Source organism: Nitrospirota bacterium (assembly GCA_016180645.1).
Taxonomy (GTDB): domain Bacteria; phylum JACPQY01; class JACPQY01; order JACPQY01; family JACPQY01; genus JACPAV01.
On the sequence record JACPAV010000004.1, the window covers coordinates 85,737 to 101,774 of the forward strand.

16 protein-coding genes are annotated in these 16,038 nt (G+C 60.6%); 10 read left to right on the top strand and 6 right to left on the bottom strand.

Annotated elements, in window-relative coordinates:
• Window positions 1–180 precede the first annotated feature (180 nt).
• From fliG to HYT87_03470, 5 genes are all read left to right on the top strand, one after another.
• Window positions 181–1,179: a flagellar motor switch protein FliG gene (gene fliG / locus HYT87_03450; GenBank protein MBI2058803.1), complete on the top strand. Its 999-nt coding sequence runs from the start codon at window positions 181–183 to the stop codon at window positions 1,177–1,179.
• 3 nt (window positions 1,180–1,182) lie between these two features.
• Window positions 1,183–2,022, top strand: a complete 840-nt coding sequence (locus HYT87_03455; GenBank protein MBI2058804.1) for a hypothetical protein — start codon at window positions 1,183–1,185, stop codon at window positions 2,020–2,022.
• A 205-nt stretch (window positions 2,023–2,227) separates the two neighbouring features.
• Entirely contained in the window at window positions 2,228–3,538 is a 1,311-nt protein-coding gene (locus HYT87_03460; GenBank protein MBI2058805.1) for a FliI/YscN family ATPase, read from the top strand.
• Window positions 3,539–3,576: 38 nt separating this feature from the next.
• Complete coding sequence (gene fliJ, locus HYT87_03465; protein ID MBI2058806.1) at window positions 3,577–4,029, top strand: flagellar export protein FliJ; 453 nt, start codon at window positions 3,577–3,579, stop codon at window positions 4,027–4,029.
• Window positions 4,026–4,679 carry a hypothetical protein gene (locus HYT87_03470; GenBank protein ID MBI2058807.1) on the top strand — a complete coding sequence of 218 codons (654 nt, stop codon included), beginning with the start codon at window positions 4,026–4,028 and terminating at the stop codon, window positions 4,677–4,679. Before fliJ ends, HYT87_03470 begins: the two co-directional genes overlap by 4 nt.
• A gap of 38 nt (window positions 4,680–4,717) precedes the next feature.
• Here HYT87_03470 and HYT87_03475 read toward each other — a convergent pair whose 3' ends face one another.
• From HYT87_03475 to HYT87_03490, 4 genes are all read right to left on the bottom strand, one after another.
• Window positions 4,718–5,509 (bottom strand): methyltransferase domain-containing protein, encoded by a 792-nt coding sequence (locus tag HYT87_03475; GenBank protein ID MBI2058808.1) that lies wholly within the window; start codon window positions 5,507–5,509, stop codon window positions 4,718–4,720.
• A 24-nt stretch (window positions 5,510–5,533) separates the two neighbouring features.
• Window positions 5,534–5,932 carry a hypothetical protein gene (locus HYT87_03480; protein MBI2058809.1) on the bottom strand — a complete coding sequence of 133 codons (399 nt, stop codon included), beginning with the start codon at window positions 5,930–5,932 and terminating at the stop codon, window positions 5,534–5,536.
• Window positions 5,933–6,681: 749 nt separating this feature from the next.
• Window positions 6,682–7,458: a ParB/RepB/Spo0J family partition protein gene (locus tag HYT87_03485; GenBank protein MBI2058810.1), complete on the bottom strand. Its 777-nt coding sequence runs from the start codon at window positions 7,456–7,458 to the stop codon at window positions 6,682–6,684.
• Between the two features lie 149 nt (window positions 7,459–7,607).
• On the bottom strand, window positions 7,608–8,237 hold the full coding sequence (locus HYT87_03490) for a TetR/AcrR family transcriptional regulator (protein MBI2058811.1): 630 nt from the start codon (window positions 8,235–8,237) through the stop codon (window positions 7,608–7,610).
• A gap of 337 nt (window positions 8,238–8,574) precedes the next feature.
• Here HYT87_03490 and HYT87_03495 point away from each other — a divergent pair, with 337 nt between their 5' ends.
• From HYT87_03495 to HYT87_03505, 3 genes are all read left to right on the top strand, one after another.
• A complete protein-coding gene (locus HYT87_03495; GenBank protein MBI2058812.1) occupies window positions 8,575–9,924 on the top strand; it encodes a hypothetical protein in 1,350 nt (449 codons plus the stop codon).
• A 94-nt stretch (window positions 9,925–10,018) separates the two neighbouring features.
• Window positions 10,019–10,282, top strand: coding sequence for a DUF2191 domain-containing protein (locus HYT87_03500; GenBank protein ID MBI2058813.1), 264 nt, complete (start codon window positions 10,019–10,021; stop codon window positions 10,280–10,282).
• Window positions 10,266–10,694 (top strand): PIN domain-containing protein, encoded by a 429-nt coding sequence (locus HYT87_03505; protein ID MBI2058814.1) that lies wholly within the window; start codon window positions 10,266–10,268, stop codon window positions 10,692–10,694. Before HYT87_03500 ends, HYT87_03505 begins: the two co-directional genes overlap by 17 nt.
• A 47-nt stretch (window positions 10,695–10,741) precedes the next feature.
• Here HYT87_03505 and HYT87_03510 read toward each other — a convergent pair whose 3' ends face one another.
• Complete coding sequence (locus HYT87_03510; protein ID MBI2058815.1) at window positions 10,742–11,578, bottom strand: hypothetical protein; 837 nt, start codon at window positions 11,576–11,578, stop codon at window positions 10,742–10,744.
• A gap of 11 nt (window positions 11,579–11,589) precedes the next feature.
• Window positions 11,590–12,507: a PD-(D/E)XK nuclease family protein gene (locus tag HYT87_03515; protein MBI2058816.1), complete on the bottom strand. Its 918-nt coding sequence runs from the start codon at window positions 12,505–12,507 to the stop codon at window positions 11,590–11,592.
• Window positions 12,508–12,601: 94 nt separating this feature from the next.
• Here HYT87_03515 and HYT87_03520 point away from each other — a divergent pair, with 94 nt between their 5' ends.
• Together HYT87_03520 and HYT87_03525 are read left to right on the top strand one after the other, a co-directional pair.
• On the top strand, window positions 12,602–15,436 hold the full coding sequence (locus tag HYT87_03520) for a lamin tail domain-containing protein (protein ID MBI2058817.1): 2,835 nt from the start codon (window positions 12,602–12,604) through the stop codon (window positions 15,434–15,436).
• Window positions 15,436–15,939, top strand: coding sequence for a thermonuclease family protein (locus HYT87_03525; GenBank protein ID MBI2058818.1), 504 nt, complete (start codon window positions 15,436–15,438; stop codon window positions 15,937–15,939). Before HYT87_03520 ends, HYT87_03525 begins: the two co-directional genes overlap by 1 nt.
• The last annotated feature ends 99 nt before the right edge of the window (window positions 15,940–16,038 follow it).

The following is a 16,038-nucleotide window of genomic DNA, read 5'->3' on the forward strand; positions in this document are numbered from 1 at the left end:
TCGAGCAGGTTCTGAGATTCGGACGGCGCCAAGTTGCCGAAACCGCCCCGTGACCGGCCGGATGCCGCAAAACGGGGGGTGGAAAGGAAGCTTCTTCCTCCCGCGCGGCAAGAAATGCCGCGAATTGTTAAAGAACTACTTGAAACGACCGTAGTTCTGTACTAACATGGAGGTCCGCACATGGCGGTGACGGAATTCAAGGGACTGGAAAAAGTCGCGATCCTTCTCGTGGCTTGGGGTGAAGAGGTGACGGCCAACGTCCTCAAGAACATGAAAGAAGCGGATGTGCAGGACCTTACCTTGGCCATGTCCACCGTGCAGGGTATGCGACAGGAAGTCGTCGAGAAAGTCGCCAAGGAATTCTACGACGACATCGCCAAGGGCCAGATCATGAGTTCCGACTACAATTTCATCCGGAACTCGCTCGTGAAGGCGCTGGGTGAGGACAAGGCCGCCGAACTCATGGAAGGCCTCTTCTTCGCGGATCAGGAAGCCCGGCTCGTTATTCTCAACAAGCTGGACGCCAAGACGCTCCTCACTTTTCTGAAGAACGAACATCCGCAAACCGTCGCCGTCATCTTGGCGAACATGAACCCCAATCGGGCCGCGGAAGTGCTCACCGGGCTCCCCCCGGAACTCCAAAGTGATATTGTTAAGCGCGTGGCGAAACTGGAACGCATCTCCTCGGACATGGTCCGTGAAATCGACCGCGCCCTGCACGACGAATTCCGCACCGGAGCCCTGGCGAGTGCGAAAGTGGGCGGCGTTCCCGCCGTGGCCGAGATGCTCAACCAGGTGGACCGGGCGGCGGAAGAGGACATCCTGGCGAAGATCGAGGAAGAAGACCCCGAGCTGGCCGAGTCGATCCGTCACCACATGTTCACCTTCGAGGATCTCATCTACATCGACGACCGAGGCATGCAGGATCTCATGAAGGAGGTCAACCGCGAGGACCTCGTCAAGAGCATGAAGACCGGCTCTGAGGAGTTGAAAGAGAAAATCTTCCGGAACATGTCCAAACGCGCGGCGGAAATGGTCCGCGAGGAACTCAGCCTACTGGGGCCCATGCGGTTGAGCGACGTTGAGCGTGCACAGCGCGAAGTCATTCAAGTGGCCCGGCGGCTCCAGGACGAGGGGAAGATCGTGATCTCCAAGGGCGGAGGCGAGGCCCTCGTCTAGCCTATGGCGTCGATCATTCGCGCCGAGGAGGAAGGTCGGTACACGATCTACGGATATTTTCCTCCTGCCGTGGAGGTGGGCACACCGGCCCAGCCCTACCAGTTTCCGGTCATCATCATCCGCCCGGGCAAAGAGGCGGCGCCGAAATCCGAAGGGGAGGACGGGAAGGAGTCGCCCGCCGCTGCCCCGCCGGTCCCGGCAGGCCCCGCTACCCCCGCTCAGGAAGCGGAACGCACGGCGGATCTGATTCTCCGCGAGGCCAAGAAACAGGCGGACAAGATTCTCAGTCAGGCATGGCGCGAAGCCGAGCTCATCCAGGCCAGGGCGAGAGAGAGCGCCTTCGCCATCGGCCACGACGAGGGGTTCAAGGCCGGGCACGAAGAGGGATTCAACAAGATCAAGAAGGACTCAGAGCCCATTTTTCAGGCCCTCCAGGGGGCGGTGCAGAGGATGGTCAAGCTGGAATCGGAAATCCGCGTTCTGGTCGAGCAGCAATTCTGGCGGCTGGCCCTTAAGATCGCCCAGAAAATCCTGAAGCGCGAGATCGATATCGCGTCTCCCGTGGTCGAAAACCTCCGGGAAGCCGTCAAACGGGCGGTCGATCTGAACCGGCTCGACATCCGCGTGCACCCCGAAGACCTCGAACTGGTCCAACGCTACCGGCCGACCCTTCTGGCGGAAGTGGAAGGGATCAAGGCCATGCATATCCAGGCGGACGCCGCCCTCGCACCGGGCGGCTGCATCGTTGAAACGAATTTTGGAGACATCGACGCCCGGATCGAAAGACAGCTTGCCGAACTCGAAAAAGATATCCAGGACGTCACACACCCGCCCGCCGCGTAGGCCCTTGGGCATGAGGCGTCGGGTGGTTCCCAGCATCTTGCAACCATGCCACTAGTACCGCGTCGGCCGACTAAAGCCGCAGTTTCCAGCCTCCGCGCGGTACGGCAGCCCCGCTCTCAATCGGAAATTCTGTATGGAGGCGGGGCGTGAGTACCATGTTGCCGGCTGGCTCTGGCCATCCAAACTGCGGCAAGACTTCAGCAACATGGTGCTAGGCCTCGATCGATATCTGGACGCCGTGGAGCGGGTGGACCCCGTTCGCGTGAACGGCACGGTCATCGAAGTCACCGGATTGGCCATCATCGGCCACGGTCCCGGCTCCAGCATCGGAAGCCTCTGCGAAATCATCACCGAGGGCGGAAAAGTTCTCGGCGCGGAGGTCGTCGGATTTCGTGAGGGGAAAGTCATCCTCATGCCCCTCGGAGACACGCAGGGCATCGGTCCCGGCGCCAAGATCGTGCATAAGGGCCGCGTGGCCACCGTGCGCGTGGGCCGGAGCATGTTGGGCCGGGTGTTCGACGGTGTGGGAAACCCGTATGACGACAAGGGATCGCTGGACGCCGAGACGGAGTGGCCGATCTACACCACGCCGATCAACCCGCTCAAGCGGGCGCGAATTCGCGAGCCGCTCGACGTGGGGGTTCGCGCGATCAACGGGATGCTGACTGTGGGAAAAGGCCAGCGCATGGGAATTTTTGCGGGGTCCGGAGTCGGCAAGAGCACCCTCCTCGGGATGATGGCAAGGCGGACGAAGGCCGACGTGTCGGTGGTGGCGCTCATCGGCGAACGAGGACGTGAAGTGCGGGAGTTCATCGAGAAGAGTTTGGGTGACGAGGGACGCAAGCGCTCCGTGGTGGTCGTGGCGACCTCGGATCAACCGCCCCTGATCCGCCTCCGCGGCGCATTCGCGGCCATGAGCATCGCGGAATATTTCCGATCGCTCGGGGCGGACGTCCTGTTCATGATGGATTCCATTACCCGGTTCGCCATGGCCCAGAGGGAGGTGGGCCTCGTTGTGGGCGAGCCCCCGACGTCGCGGGGATACACGCCCTCGGTCTTCTCGATGTTTCCAAAAATTCTGGAGCGCGCGGGGACCTGGGACAAACCGGGGAGCATCACGGGCTTCTTCACCATCCTCGTGGAGCAGGACGACATCAACGATCCCATCGGCGATGCCGTACGTGCCATTCTCGACGGGCATATCATGCTCTCACGCTCCCTGGCAGCCCGGAACCACTACCCCTCGATCGACATCCTCCAAAGCATCAGCAGGACCATGATCGACTGCGTGCCTAAGGAGCAGATGGTGCTCACCAAGAAGGCGCTCACCGTGCTCTCGGACTACCGCGAGGCGGAAGACCTCATCAACATCGGGGCCTACGTCAAGGGGTCCAGCCCCAAGATCGACTACGCCCTCAATTATGTGGACCGGGTGAACCAGTACCTCCAACAGGATGTGGAGGCCGGCATCACCCTGCCCGAGAGCGTCAGCCACCTCCAACGGGTCTTTTCATGATGACGCCTCCCGCCTCCCGCCTCTCGCCTCACTAAGCCATGCCGTTCCGTTTTCGCCTCCAGAAGGTCCTTGAAGTCCGCGAGCGGATTGAAGAGAATAGGCGTAAGGAACTCCGAACGGCCATGGAACTCTATCAAGCGGAATTGCAGCGGTTGACCGCCCTGCGACGGAAGCACGAAGAGGTCCAGGCGGACTTCGACGAGCGGATGCGTACAGGCTTTGTGCCCTACGAGGGTGTGATCTATCAGAACTACTTCCGGCGATCGCGACAGGAAATCGCCGACCAAAACGGACGCATTGCGAAGTCCAAGCTGAACGTGGATGAGAAACGGAAGGCCTACATACAGTCAAGGAAGGAAAAGCAGGTCATCGAGCGGTTCAAGGAGCGTCGGTTCGAGGAGTATCGGGTCGAAGAGGAGCGTTCGCAGAATAAGTTGCTCAATGAGCTTGGCGTGATCGCCTTCAACCGGCCGGAGGAAAGTGCCCAGTGAGCATTTGGGAGCGCCTCCTCGTCGCGGTCATCGCGGTAAAGATCGTGGTTTCCGGCGTCGTCCTTTACAAACGGAACGGCGTCTTCGGGATCGCCCACAAGGAGGCCAGCGCGCAGGCGCCCACGCCGGAGGACTCGTCGCGGTTGACGGGCACCATCCCCCCGAAACCCGGGAAGGAAATCAGTCTCGAAGAACTGCTGCGCATTCTCAAGGAGCGCGATGAATTGGTCATCAAACGGGCCCTCCCCCCCGAAGAGGAGATTCGGGGAGCCGAGGTGCTGAAGGCGCTCGAAGATCGACAGAAATCACTTACGAAGAAGGACGAGGAGCTCCGCCACCGCGAGCAACGCCTCGCGCAGCTCAAATTGGAGATCGAGAATCGCGTCAAGGAGCTTTCCGGGCTGAAGAGCGAACTTCAGGGCCTCATCCAGAAGCGCGAAGTGGTGGTTGAAGAAAATCTCCGCCGGCTGGCCAAGATATACGATCAGACGCCCCCGGAAGAGGCCGCGAAGATCATGGATGCCCTGCCGGTGGAGGTCGCCTCCGATATTTTTCTCCGCATGAAAGAGCGCAGCGCGGGCCGCATCAAGGCCGCGATGGATGCGGAGAAAGCCCGCCTCGTCGACCTCGAAATCGCGAAGAAGAGATAGCCTCTTCGGCCGCGCCACACCGGCCTCTCCCTGATCATCTACGCCGGCCTGACGGCCTCCACTTCCAACCGGACCATGGGGACGTGAGTGTTCCCCTGGGCGTCCAACGGATATCGCGCCACGTATGCGCGCAGTTCTTCATCGAGAAACATCTCCCGGAGCGATTCGGGCAGTCGCGCGAAATAGGGAATGCCGTGGGTCGTCCGGAGCCAGGCCTTGAGACCCTCCACGCCTCGGTGGGCCATGTCTTTCGGCATAAGCTCGATCCGGCCCGCCTCGAATCCCGCGTCCTTGACCCAACTCCGATACTCCCGGGCTGAACAAAATCGCCAGGGCTCTACGAATCCTTGGAAGTGGGGGGCCCACTTCGGCCTCCGGATGATTTCACCGGTGATTTGACGGATCGGAAGGGCGTTCCCCTCGCCGCCGAATTGGAGAAGAAGTCGTCCACCCGGACGCAAGGCCCGATGGAATCCTTTCAGCGCCTTGGGGTGATCGTGCACCCAGTGAAGGCAGGAGAACGATACGATGAGATCGAATCGCGCGTTGAACGTGAGGAGACTGGCCTCGCCTTGCTCGAATCCCAGGTTGGGGAACCGACTCCGCGGGTAGTTCTGGCCTGCATACTTCACCATTTCGGCGGATTGGTCCACGCCGAGAACGATTCCACGGGGGACAAGCCCTGCGAGCCCGGCCGTGATCTTCCCATCGCCACAGCCCACGTCGAGGATGCATTCATCTCCGCGGAATTGGATACGGCCGAGGGTCTCCTTCGCCCACCTTTCCTGTTCGGACGAGCTCCGCGCGTAGTCCTCAGCGCTCCATTTCATGGCGGCGGGAAGGTCCTACGAATTCTATGGATGAGCCGTGACCCGGACGGAGATTTCAACGGGGACGGAGGCAGGAAAAAGGCACCGGTGGTTGTCGCAAGCCTGGTAGGCCATTTCACCCTTGAGCATGTGTTCGCCTTCCGGTGCCATGAGGTCGGCATCGATGGGAAGGAGCACTTCGAAGGTTCCCTCGTAGGTTGAGATCGGATCGGTCTCTCCTTCAATTCGGTGAGGCTTTCCCGGCGGGTAGAGAGGCGTGCCCACGTGGAGGATCGAAGTGTCGTCAACTCTCAACTCGACCGGAACGAGATAGTCCTTGCTCGGGGGATTGGCCTGCACGTGGTAGCCCTCGGCCACGGCGGCCTTAATCTTAACATGGGCGATCCTTCCACGCGCCACGGCCACCGGTTCGAGGGGTGCCACGACCAGCACAGGCTTCCTCGGCCCGACTGGGGCACCGGGCTCCCCACGCTTCTCACAGGCGCACACGGCTAGAACAACGGCTATCCATGGGATGGCGCGTATGAACATCAGCCTGAATCGTCCCCCAGCAGCCGTAGGACTAGCAGTGGAGGCTACCTTATTGTGCCAATACTTAGCTCGACTTTTGCCATTTTTTGAAAGGCTTATGTTGGTCATTATGCGTGGGGGAGCGTCTTCAGACCCTCCCGAAAAGAGGGAGCATCTGAAGATGCTCCCCTACGAATCGGCATTCTGTCAGAGGCTCTAAGCTCGACTTTTGCCATTTTTTGAAAGGTTTATGTTGGTCATCATGCGTAGGGGAGGGTCTTTAGACCCTCCCGACAAGAGGGAGCATCTGAAGATGCTCCCCTACGAATCGCTTGAGCGGTGTCTGAAGATACCTTCCCATCCGAGCGAGATTCTGAGTGATGTTCACACAGCATGGAAAAATGGCAAAAGTCGATCTCAGAGCCTATCCCAAAACGTATCGCGGACCCTGACACGTCTTCCAGTGCGGCCGCGGCCCCGAACGGGTTCGGAGCCGGGCGGCAGCGATGGCCCGCTACGGAGAGATCGTTTTTCGACTGTAGCGGAGCCTTTAGGCTCCGCAAAACCCGCTCCGTTTCCGCCGGGTTTTGGGATAGGCTCTTAGTTCCAATCTGTCCCAACACCCAGCCTGATTTCTCCCTCAAAGTTGTCGCATGACAACTTCAGGCCAGTTTTACCCTTAGGATTTCAACCGCCTTCTCAAGCTCGGATGTGTCTGTAAGGAAGATTTCAACTACTATCCCTTGTCTCCTCTGGCGGAGCGTAAGCCGGGTCTTCCCAGATATCCATGTCGTCCCTTCACGAATCGTTGAGCTGGGATTTTCGCCTCCATCTCTGACACGCTTTGCCCTCACCTCTGCTTCAGACACGGGAAGCTCGCCATCCAGAACCTCTCCAAGCAGCTTCCTTTGGGCATCGGGGTCGTTCCGCAAAGATCCGATCGCCCGGGCGTGGCCGAATTGGATTCTCCTTTCCCGAAGAGCTTCGAGCACCTCCGGAATAAGTTGAAAGGTCGCGAGAAGGTGCGATACGTAGGCCTTATCCTTCCCAAGTTTCTTTGCTACCTCGTACTGCTTAAGCCCGTGGTCGGCGACGAGGGCCTTTGCTACGAGAGCCTCCTCATATGGTGTCATTTGCTCCCTAACCACGTTGTCGACAAGGCCAAACTCAATGGCCTCTTTCTCACCCATCTCCACCACTAGGCAGGGGACTGGGTGATCTTTCCCGAAGTCCAGCCCCAAGAGGGCTTGGTAGCGGCCGTCCCCGCTGATGATGTCGTAGGTCTCGGAATCGGTCTTCCGAACCACTAGTGGAATGAGCGGGCCGCTCGTTGCCTGAACCGACTTCTTGAGCTGCTCGAGCTTCGTTGGGCTATGTGCCTTTCTGACGCGGTGATTGGAGAGTCTCAAGTTCCCTAAAGGGATATTTTGGAACTGCACCCCGCACCTAATCCTTTGAAATCGGGCTTCCCCAATGCAGCCTGAAAAGGGTCAAATGGGAGGCCGTGTGGCGCTTCTCGATCAGACAGAACAAGTGCGGGGGCACGGAGCGGGATATTATCCAAAATAAGGCCGAAGTCAACCCCGCGTCATCTTGTCGATGGGCGGAACGCCAGAGGGTTCGAACCTTGCAGGAAGTGGTCAACAATCAGGTCGACCGATGCCTTTACACTCAGCTTCGATACCAAGGGATTGATTCCCAGGCTCCTTTGCTCCAACATATAGTATAAGAGCCCGCCGAAAATTTGAGCTTGGAGCTCGACCGCCAGGTCGCCGCGGACGAGTCCCTGTTGTCTCGCTCTTGCCAGAAATCGCACCAAGGGCTCCGACCTGTTTTTCACGTGGTAGGCTCGGTAGTCCCTCAGGAGATCCGGCTCTTCGAGCAGGGTGAATCGGAGCAGTCGGAAAAAATCCGGATTCTTTTCATAAGCATCGAACGCCGATCTCGCCGCAGTTTGCAGGAACGAGACGAGCGAGTATTCCTTCGGCTTGTCAAACGGCGCAATGGTTTCCGCGAGGCGGTTCTTTTCGATCAGCGCCTTGAGCAGATCCTTCTTCGATCCGAAGTAGCGAAAGATCAGCGCCTCATTCACGCCCGCTTCCATGGCAATCGCCTTGGTCTTTGCCCCGTGGTAGCCCGACCGCGCCATCAGCTTCAGCGCGGCCAAGAGGATCTTCTCCTTAGTCTCCTCGCTCCTCCGGAGAACGGGACGTTTCATCCCACCACCTCCCGCCGGCCCTTCGGGCCGCTATCTTCAGCCGCCTTCGGCGGCGCGGGAGGTGGTGGGGTCACCCCACAATGTAAGCATATGCTTACCCGCGCGTCAAACCCGTGCATGGAATTTCATGACGCACTACCCCCTTGACTCCCCTTGGGTCATGACGTAAGCGTATGCTTACTTCATGAGGAGACAAGAAGGATCATGCGGACACTCCATTCGAAGGAGACACGGAGGCCGCGCCCGTCACGGGTGATCTTCTCGCGTCGGCGCCACGATACTGAAGCGGCTTTCCAGCCCCCTCGACGCCGCTTCCAACCGGGCGTAGGATGGGCCGGTGGCCCGATCCTCGAAAGGGAAGTGCATGGTCCCGGTGACGTGGGTCCTGGGTGCCGCTTCCCTCGTCGCCGGATGCGGAGAGGGTAGGCAATCCACCAGCACCCCCTCCCAAGCCGGACCTGAATCAGCGGAGAACGTGGCCGGGATGACCGCTCCGGTAATCACCTTTATCGAGCTCCGTGCGCGAGGCGACCGCGCTATTCTAGTAGGTGGCACTGAAACATTTATTGCGTATCCCAAGGATGCCAGCGGAACGGGGGTCGGTCCCGTCAATCTCAAGTGGAACGTCTCTGATCCTGGAATCGCCGAGGTCACCAAAGCGCCAGAGGGTGGGCCGGCGGCCGGCGTGACGGCGAGATCCCCTGGACAGGCAACGCTTCAGGCGTGTTGCGTACCCGGGCCGGGACCCGAGGACGACCCGCAGGCGCCCCGGTGCGTCCTTGAGGTGTGCGGTGTGACCACAGTGCTCAGCGTCGCACGAGATGCCGTCACCGCTCTATCCTCGGGGGTGCCCGGAGCGCTCGCTTCAGTCAGCTTTCCCTCCGACGACCGGACGGGCTTCGCCGGCGGCGACGGGTCGACTCTACTCAAGACATCGGACGGAGGGAGTTCTTGGACGCGGGTGGGTCCGTCGGCCGGAGCCGGTTTCGTTTCGATCGCCTTCCCATCGGGAACTTCACTGGGATTTGCCTTGGCAGGCAGTGCCGTGTGGAAGACTCCCGACGGCGGCTCTTCCTGGTCGAAGCAGGAGCACGGCTCGAAATCGGTGATGACGGCCCTCCATTTCCCTTCGGAATCCGTGGGCTATGCGGTGGGGGGAAGCGGAATGGTGGCAAAGACCACGGATGGCGGGGCGACGTGGAAATTGGTGCCCACAGGAGCATCCGTATCGCTACGGGGGTTGTACTTCATCAATGCAGAAACGGGCTATGCCGTGGGCGACAGCGGGATGATCTTAAAGACGACCGACGGAGGCGGGGCATGGACGACACAGGCCCCTGGAGTGCCAGGATACCTCTCGGATATCGTGTGCGCGGATGCCGCCTTATCTATTGCGGTAGGCAATCTGACGATCCTACGGACGACCGACGGCGGGTCGAATTGGTCGCCACACCTGGCATACCCGGAGCTCACGGCGGTTCACCTTCTCAGCGATGGCCGGACCGGTTACGCGGTGGGCGGAAACGGGCGAATCCTCAAGACCGTCGACGGCGGAGAAACGTGGGTCCTGGAGCCTTCCGGAACCACCGCCAAACTCTGGGATGTCCACTTTCCACCCAACGGCCGTACCGGTTTCATCGTCGGCGACAACGGCACAATCCTGAAAATCGAATCGCCCGCGCTCTGAGCACCCCGGGCGCGAGGACCGGCACGCAACGGGGGATCCGACGACCCTACGCCCAGCCATGGACAATGCTGCATCAATGCAGTAATATGCTTTTATGCGAACCACATTGGACCTACCCGAGCCGCTTTTGAAACGCGCCAAGATCGCCGCTGTGAAACGCGGCACGACGCTGCGCAAGCTGGTGGGGGCCGCCCTGGAGCGTGAGCTTCGCTCGCCGAACCGGCCCGGCGCCGCTCCTCGACGCGCGCGATTCCCGATTTTCTCATCCGCCGCTCCCGGTTCGCTCCACCTGACCAACGCTGATATTGCTCGCCTGGAGTCCGAAGAGGATCTCCGCCGCCATGGCGGCGCTGTGTGACGTGAATGTGCTGGTGGCGCTCCTTCATGCGCGCCACGTCCATTCGGCGCGAGCCGTTTCCTGGCTGAGCACCCAGGAAGAAACCGGATCTGTTCTTGTCTGTCGTGTCGTTCAGATGGGAGCGTTGCGCGTGCTCACCAACCGGTCCTGGCTGAAAGAGGAGGTCCTTTCGGCGGAGCAGTTTTGGACAGGATGGGACAAGCTTCTCGGCGATGATCGCTTCGCCATGCTTGCCGAACCGGAGCTTCTTGAAGAGGCGTGGAGGCGAGTGACCGTCCGGATCCCCAAGGGGCAGGCGGTGGAAACCGATGCGTACCTGGCCGCACTGGCCCTATCGACGAGCCATCGAGTCGTGACGCTCGACCGCGGTTTTCGGCGCTTCCCCGACCTTCAGATCGAGTTTCTGGCCTGAATCGCGTCTGGCCTTCCACCAACCGCTCCAAGAACCGCGATGGGCACTCACTCACGGACCGGGTTGGTTTCTCGCTGCCCCGACTCCGGCTTGGGCGGGATTTCTTCTTTCGGCGCGCCCTCGAAGCTCAGGCCAAAAGTGGGAAATGCCAAGGAGCCGGAGGTGTCCACAACGGGAAGAAAGGCCAGGACGGGAGAAAGTTCGAAGTTGACGAAGAGACAAGCCAGGCTGAAGCCGGCCCCGACGATAGGCCCCTGCACGGCCAGGATGGGCTCGGTCATCCGAACACGTGGGTTGCCTATCCAGAGGCTCTCCAGACCCGCCAACATCTTGATACCCGTGTAGGCGTGCGCGGATGCCCAGATCCAGCGCGAGCGGGCATGTACCATCCGTCCCCGCGCGCCGATGAGGAAGGGCAGTTGCAGAAGCTGGCTGTCAGCCCGTTTCTCACGGTGGGAGGACTTCAGGATGGAGGCTTCGGCGCCCGCAGAAGCTGCGATCGCACCTTTCCGCCACACCACCTTCGTCCCTCCGAACCTCCCCGCCCGCCCCGGGCTATGGTCATCCCCACCTTCATCCGTCTGGTCAAATCCATAGTACTCAGCATGGAAACGGTACTCACCCCCCAGGAGAAGTTGGCCGTCAATGGCGAGACCTCCGTCTCCCGAAAGATTCGAGCTTGGGTCCGCGCGGCCACCGATTTGTGTGAAGGGAGAAGCAAAGTCCGGCGCCAACTCTGCACCCATTAGAATCCTGGCGCCCTCACCGTTCTGCGGAGGAGAGTTTTCGGCAATCGGGTGAATCACGCGAAGCGCCGGCAAGCAGGACGCCAGCGCGAAGACTGCGATGAGATGGGTGATTGCTGACCGGTGGCGGCGACCCATGCGCCCGCCGGCTACACCCTGACCGGGCAGAGGCGCTGGTAGGGGCACCAGCGGCAGGTGGAGGGATCGGTCGTGCCGGGGAAGTCGTCTTCGACGGCCACGTTCTTCGTCGGATCGCGCAGGAGGGCGCGCATTTCGCCGGCGGATGCGAGGATTTTCCCCTTCACGTTCGCAATGAGTTCGGCGGAAACGGGAAACGCCTCCTCATTCCGGGTTCGGAGGTTGATCGCGAAGGTCTCGATGCCGTCCGGAGTGGCGTGCCACAGATGGCTGGCCGCGAGGGCGTAGGCCCCCATCTGAAACCCGATTTCTGCGACGTCATCCTTGCCCGTCTTCCAGTCGAGGATCCGGATCCGGCGCTCGCGCGTGCGATAGGCCAGATCCATCTTCCCGAGGATCAGCGTCCCCTCCAATTGAAATTTGATCAGCTCCTCCAGGCTCACCCAATCTTTCGGATCGACTTTCTGGATGGACTTGAAAGCTTGCGATTCTTCGAAAGCGACGAGGCAATCCTGCACCATCCCCGCCGTCTCTTTCCATTTCTCGTCCGAAAGCTCGATGCCGAACTCGTGCTCGAAGAGAGCGCACGTCTTGGCCTTGCCGGGCTGCCAGTAGGTCTTGCTCCTGGAGCTCGCGAAATCCCGCCGCATGAGTTCCATCGTGCTTTTTCGCCACGCGGCGGGGTCCATGGGCTCTTTTCGCCGCATGGCCAGAAGGAAACGTTTGATCGCTTCGTGAACGAGATCACCCATCCACATCGCGCGCGTCATGAGCTTGCTGAGAACGTAGATCTGACGCGTGCGCTCCGGGGCATCCTCCTTCCACCCGTTCCACATCCCGTGGACGTCGTAGTAGTACTGCCGCCGGCAATCGCGGAACGTCCGCGCACGCGACACGCTCCACGCGAATTCGTTGACGAGTTCGCCCACGAAGTGAATCTAGGATGTCTGGTCGGCTTCGTCAACCCAGCGAAAGGCGCTTGCCAAGACGGGTTCCCTCGTGCTTAATGATGAAAACGGGGGAGTGAGTATCTTGGCCCACAGCACTTGGCGGTTGCTTCCAGTATTGGTTTTCTCGATTCTTCCGGCTTGTGAAGGGGCCGTAACGACCTCCCACCTCGGCACATGTCCCGGAAATCTCCTGCCGGGCGATCTCGTCATCACGGAGATCATGGCCAACCCGTTCGGGCCGGGACTCTTTCCGGAATGGATTGAGATGTTCAACGCCTCGGACACACCGATCGCTCTGACAGGTATGGATTTGGTGTCCACCGACCCCGACGGCTCTCGCCGGAGGACACACACGCTGTCAAGAGGCCGGATCGAACCCGGGGGCACGTGGGTGGTGGGAAACGTCGCGGATGACCGCCGGCCGGACCACATCCATTATGGATATGGCGACGATCTCAGCAATCTTTCCAACAAGTCGGGGACTCTGACCGTGGGATGCGGAGGCGTCACGCTGGACGAGTTTACATATTCAGACATGCACGACGGCTTTGCCCAGGGCTTCGACGGGTCGTTCTTCCCGGACAATGTGGCCAACGACGCAAGAGACCGATGGTGTGATGGACAGACGATTTTCGGTCCCTCGGGGTTCGGATCCCCAGGACTGGCGAACGAACCGTGCCCTGGAACAGGAGGCCGCAACGACGCTTGTGGGAACGAAGACCGGTGCATCGACGATCCTGGTGAGGAGACCTGTGCGGGGGTAGCCGGGCCGAGAGCCATGGACCGCCCGCGGGTAGGCGATCTCGTCATCACGGAAATCATGGCCGATCCGCGATTGGCGGAAGACCCGAAGGCGGAATGGTTCGAGATCCATGTCGCCCGAACCGTCGACCTGAACGACCTCGAGATCGGGCCGGATCCCGGCACGCCCAAAACGATCCTCGGCGGGCCGAATTGCCTGAGAGTTGAGGCAGGGGCGAATCTCGTATTCGCCCGCTCGCCCGATCCGGCGGTCAACGGCGTGCTGAGCAAGGTCGACTATCTCTTCGACTTCGGTCTCCCGAACTCCGGTGGCTCTCTCGTCATCGGAATCGGGGGAAGAACATTGGACCAAGCCTACTACCCTTCCGCCCGTTCAGGCGCTTCAACGGCTCTCGATCCGGCGAAAATGACCCATACCGACAACGACAACCCGGCGAATTGGTGCGTCTCGATCGGTGTATTCGGTGCGGGCGACCTCGGAACGCCGGGATTCCCCAATGCCCCGTGCGGCACCGGAATCGGAAGTGTATGTATCGAAGGGGACGCGAGCCGGGAGATCGTTTCGCCAAAGCCCGATGACCTTGTGATCTCCGAAGTGATGGCCGATCCCAATGCCGTGCCGGATCGGAATGGTGAATGGTTCGAAGTTTACGTGGTGCGGGCGGTGGACCTGAACGGCCTCGAATTGGGAACCGATCCGGAAGATGTCCTGATGACGCTGGGTGGATCGGCGTGCTTGCGAGCGGAGGCGGGCCGAAGCCTCGTCTTCGCCCACTCGAAAGATCCGGCTGTGAACGGTGGTCTGTCTTCGGTGGACCATCTATTCAACTTCAGCCTGCCCAACAGTTCCGGGAGTCTTTTCCTCTCGCTGGATGGGAAGCTGCTCGACCGCATCAGCTACGGCTCGGCGACGCCCGGCGTCGCTTCAGCCCTTGATCCGGCGAAACTCACTCTCGCCGAAAATGATTCGGCCGGCACCTGGTGTCCGGCGACGACGGTTTTCGACACACTTTCTGGGAGTGCCGATCTGGGGACTCCCGGACAGCCGAACGCCGCGTGCGCGGGAAGCGCCGAGGGCGCCTGCCTCGATACCGGTGTTTCACGCCCCATCATTTCGCCCGCGGTTGGAGATCTCGTGATTACCGAAATCATGGCCGATCCGAATGCCGTAACGGACGCAAACGGTGAGTGGTTCGAGGTCCAAGCGAATCGGAACGTCGACCTCAATGGCCTTGAGGTGGGCACGGAAGCCGGCCAGGCCAAAGTAACACTCAAAAGCTCCGATTGCCTTACGGCCTCCGCCGGTGGGCGAACTCTTTTCGCCCGGTCGAGCGATCCCTCCATCAACGGCGGCCTTCCGGGCGCCCCGTATTTGTTCAATTTCGGATTGGCCAATTCAGCCGGGCGCCTGATCTTGGGCTTCGGCGGGAGCACGTTGGATCAGGTGACATACAGTTCGGCAGGGGCGGGAACGAGCGCGAGCCTCGATCCCTCAATAATCACGGCCACGGGGAATGATGTAGCTGGAAATTGGTGCAAGGGTACGGTCGTCTACGGAACCGGCGACCTGGGCACGCCGGGACAAGCCAATCCACCTTGTGCGGCGGCGTCCAGCAGCACCTGTCTGGAGAACGGGAGCATGCGAGAAATCCTTTTTCCGAAAACCGGTGATCTGGTCATCACGGAATTCATGGCCGACCCGAACGCGGTGGCCGACTCGAACGGAGAGTGGTTCGAGGTCTACGCCGCCCGCGCGGTGCACCTGAATGGATTGGAACTTGGCACCGAACCGGGGACGCCGAAAACCACCCTGGCCGGAACGGATTGCCTGTCGATCGCGGCCGGAAGCTATCTCGTAATCGCCCGTTCCAGCGATCCGGCCGTGAACGGCGGCCTCCCGGTGGTTCACCACCTTTTCGGATTCTCCATCGTCAACTCCAACGGTCGCCTCGTACTCGGTTGGGCGGGCGCGGTCATCGATCAAGTCTCATACGTCTCTTCGAGCACCGGGAAAGCCTCCAGTCTGAAACCGACCATGCTCGATGCCGTGAGCAACGACACCGCCGCCAACTGGTGCTCGGCCTCGGCTTCATTCGGAAAGGGCGACCTCGGTACGCCGGGGTCCCCCAATGGAGCGTGCCCGTGATGGACCGAACGGTTGGGAGCCTTGGTTTCGCCGTGCTTGCGGGATTTTTCATCCCGGCTTGTGGAGGAGCAAAACTCGATGCCTCGTGCGGCCCGCCGCAGGGTATCGTCCAATCGGTGATCGATGGCGACACGATTCGGCTCGAATCCGGAGAGACGGTTCGATACCTCCTGGTCGACGCACCGGAGATCGGAGCAAAATCCCAAGCCTGCTTCGGCCCCGAGGCCCGCGAACTTAACGTCCAGCTCGTCGAAAACCGGACCGTGGATCTTTCCTACGACAAAGAATGCCGCGACAAATACGGCCGCCTCCTGGCCTACGTCACTCTCAAGCGTCGCAGCATCAACGCACTCCTCATCAAGCGCGGCTTCGGTTGCGTCATGCAGATTCCTCCGAACGGAGAGTCCCGCAAAGTGGAATTTCTTACGCTCCAGGAAAAAGCCCGCGCCTCCAAACGCGGCCTCTGGGGGGGGTGCCCGCGTACCCTCTGCCCGGATTCCTGAAGAGTGAGCGTCTGTTTTATATGTGTCATTGGACATGGTCCGTTGACATATATGGTTAAGACACAAGTCTACATGCCGGAGGGAGAGCTTCGGGAGCTG

Bases quoted from the DNA above. Each gene is read 5' to 3' on its own strand.
- fliJ (MBI2058806.1), top strand. From the start codon at position 3,577: ATGCCGTTCCGTTTTCGCCTCCAGAAGGTCCTTGAAGTCCGCGAGCGG.
- HYT87_03525 (MBI2058818.1), top strand. From the start codon at position 15,436: ATGGACCGAACGGTTGGGAGCCTTGGTTTCGCCGTGCTTGCGGGATTT.
- HYT87_03500 (MBI2058813.1), top strand. From the start codon at position 10,019: ATGCGAACCACATTGGACCTACCCGAGCCGCTTTTGAAACGCGCCAAG.
- HYT87_03490 (MBI2058811.1), bottom strand. From the start codon at position 8,237: ATGAAACGTCCCGTTCTCCGGAGGAGCGAGGAGACTAAGGAGAAGATC.
- fliG (MBI2058803.1), top strand. From the start codon at position 181: ATGGCGGTGACGGAATTCAAGGGACTGGAAAAAGTCGCGATCCTTCTC.
- HYT87_03455 (MBI2058804.1), top strand. From the start codon at position 1,183: ATGGCGTCGATCATTCGCGCCGAGGAGGAAGGTCGGTACACGATCTAC.
- HYT87_03475 (MBI2058808.1), bottom strand. From the start codon at position 5,509: ATGAAATGGAGCGCTGAGGACTACGCGCGGAGCTCGTCCGAACAGGAA.
- HYT87_03460 (MBI2058805.1), top strand. From the start codon at position 2,228: ATGGTGCTAGGCCTCGATCGATATCTGGACGCCGTGGAGCGGGTGGAC.
- HYT87_03505 (MBI2058814.1), top strand. From the start codon at position 10,266: ATGGCGGCGCTGTGTGACGTGAATGTGCTGGTGGCGCTCCTTCATGCG.
- HYT87_03510 (MBI2058815.1), bottom strand. From the start codon at position 11,578: ATGGGTCGCCGCCACCGGTCAGCAATCACCCATCTCATCGCAGTCTTC.